The organism is Streptomyces sp. SID5785 (assembly GCF_009870065.1).
Taxonomy (GTDB): domain Bacteria; phylum Actinomycetota; class Actinomycetes; order Streptomycetales; family Streptomycetaceae; genus Streptomyces.
The window spans coordinates 1-2,430 of the sequence record NZ_WWIA01000532.1; the positions used below are offsets into that span (position 1 = coordinate 1).

Here is a 2,430-nt window from a genome sequence, read left to right on the forward strand (position 1 = left end):
CCGGCGACGAATCCTCAACCCGCAACGGCGCCACCCCCAGGGGCGGCTCCGCCCCGGCCCCCGCTCCTCAATCGCCGGAGGGGCTTGAGGTGGCCACCACTCGCGGTCACCCGCAGGCGAGGAATGGGGGCTGCACACCAGCCCAGAAAGGGCGCGGGACGTCACCATCAGCGACTCGCCCCGAGAAGGGGCGCGGGGAACTGCGCGCTCAGCCACGACGCGCGCGGCACCCGGCGACAATGGGCCGACCGGAAACGGCGCTGACCCGAAAGGCACCCATGAACGCCTCCCTCACGCACCGCCGCACAGCCCTCGGCCCCCTCACCCTCCCCCTCGTCACCGCCCTCGCCCTCGCCCTGACCCTCACCTCCTGCACCTCCTCCACCCCGGAGAAGCAGAAGCCCACCACCGACCCGAACGGCACCCACACCGTCAAGACCGCGATGGGCGACGTCAAGGTCAAGAACACCCCCCGACGCGTCGTCGTCCTCGACACCGCCGAACTGGACTCCGCGATCACCCTCGGCGTCACCCCCGTGGGAGCCACCCGCGCCGGCACGGAGACCGGCTTCCTCTCGTACCTCCCCGCGTCGCAGACCAAGGGCATCACCGACGTCGGCGAGATCGCCAACCCCAGCCTGGAGAAGATCGCCGGGCTCAAGCCGGACCTGATCCTCAGCAGCAAGGTCCGCGACGCCCAGCGCTACCCGCAGCTCAGCGCCATCGCCCCGACGGTCCTCACCGAGTCCACCGGCTACCCCTGGAAGCAGAACTTCCTGGTCCACGCCGACGCCCTCGGCCGCAAGCCCCAGGCCCGCACGGCGGTCAAGGCGTACGAGAAGCGGGTCGCCGCCGTCACCGGGTCCCTCGGCGGCACGGCGAAAGCGGCGCGGACGGACGTCAACGTCGTCCGGTTCGTCGAGGGCGCCGACATCCGCATCTACGGCAAGCAGAACTACATCGGCACGATCCTCGCCGACGTCGGCCTCGGCCGGCCCGCGATCGCCGACAAGGCCAAGGACGGGTTCGCGTACGAGGTGAGCCCCGAGCAGATCGACGCGGCGGACGCCGACGTCATCTTCACGTCGACGTACGGCAGTCCGGGCAAGGCCCAGGTCACCCGGACCACCACCAGCGGCCTGTGGAAGAACCTGCGGGCCGTCAAGAACGGCAAGGTCTTCCAGGTCGACGACGAACTGTGGATCCAGGGCATCGGCTACACCGCCGCGAACCACATCCTCGGCGAGCTCCAGACCGACCTGGCTCCGTGAGGCCCCGTCAGCGCATGCGCTGCGCGCGCCACACCAGGTACAGCGCCGTGGCGCACGCCGCGCCGCGCAGCACCCACGGCCAGGTCTCGCCGATCGCCCCGCTCATCCGCCCGTCCGCTATCGGATCGCCCCAGCGGCCGTCGGTGCGGCCCCACAGCCAGACGATGCCGCTGACCGCGGCGGCGCCGGGCAGCACGAACACGGCCCACTTCTTCTGCCCGACGGTCAGCCGGCGGGACAGGTAGACGAGCGCCCAGCCGATCAGCAGGACCAGCGGCAGTCCGAGGACGGCGCCCGCGACGAGGACCGCCGCCGCGCACAGCAGCAGCGGGCTGCCCAGGCCTCCGGCGGGCGCCAGGCGCGGCATCCTGCGCCGGGCGCGGCCGGTGCCGGCCGTCTCCTCGCCCTCCTCGGCCTCCGCGTCGTCGTCCTCGTCCTCCTCGACCGCCGCCGCCGGGCCGGGCACGGGCTTCTTGCGCAGGTCGGGGCCGGTGCCGGGGCGCGGGGGCGGTTTGAGCAGCTCCGGGATCTCCACGCCGCCGACGAACCCGGGCACGCTGTCCGTCTCGCCGAGCGGCATCCCGCCGGCCTCGCCGAGCCGCCACCACTCGGTGTGGCCGCCGGGCGTGCCGAGTTCGTCGGTGCCGGCCAGGTGCGGGGGCGACGGTACGTCCGCGAGGCCCTCGTCGGGGTCCGGCGCCGGGTCGCGGCGCGGGCGGGGCATCATGCGGCGGCGGCGCGGGGTGCGCTGTTCCGGCAGGGGGCGGGTCAACTGGGCCGCCGGGTCGGGGGTGATGCCGGTGGAGCCGTCCTGGGCTCCGGTGACGAGCGCGTCGGGGGTGCCGAGGTGGTCGATGATGCGGCGGACGGCGGCCGGGCTGTCCACGGTGACCCGGGCGCGGCGCTTGTCGATCTCGCCGCGCAACTCGGTGACCAGGCGCATTCTGGTCGCCGAGGGCAGCTGACGCTGCTGGGCCAGGTCCCCGACCCGGCTCAGATAGTCGAAGACGATCTGATCGCTCTCGATCCCCACGAAGTCCCCTCCGGGGCCGCACCATTGACGCCCCGACGGTACCCCGAAAGCGCCGCACCCCATCATCCCTCACCAACTCCACCGCGGAGCGTGCCCCACCCCCAGGGGCTCCGCCCCGGCCCCCGC

General features: G+C 73.5%; 2 protein-coding genes. One reads left to right on the plus strand and one right to left on the minus strand.

Annotation, left to right across the window (positions count from 1 at the left end; translation table 11 throughout):
* The first annotated feature begins 278 nt into the window (after positions 1-278).
* Positions 279-1,271: an iron-siderophore ABC transporter substrate-binding protein gene (locus GTW43_RS17400; protein WP_161302939.1), complete on the plus strand. Its 993-nt coding sequence runs from the start codon at positions 279-281 to the stop codon at positions 1,269-1,271.
* A gap of 7 nt (positions 1,272-1,278) precedes the next feature.
* Here GTW43_RS17400 and GTW43_RS17405 read toward each other — a convergent pair whose 3' ends face one another.
* Complete coding sequence (locus GTW43_RS17405; protein WP_161302940.1) at positions 1,279-2,304, minus strand: hypothetical protein; 1,026 nt, start codon at positions 2,302-2,304, stop codon at positions 1,279-1,281.
* Positions 2,305-2,430 lie beyond the last annotated feature (126 nt).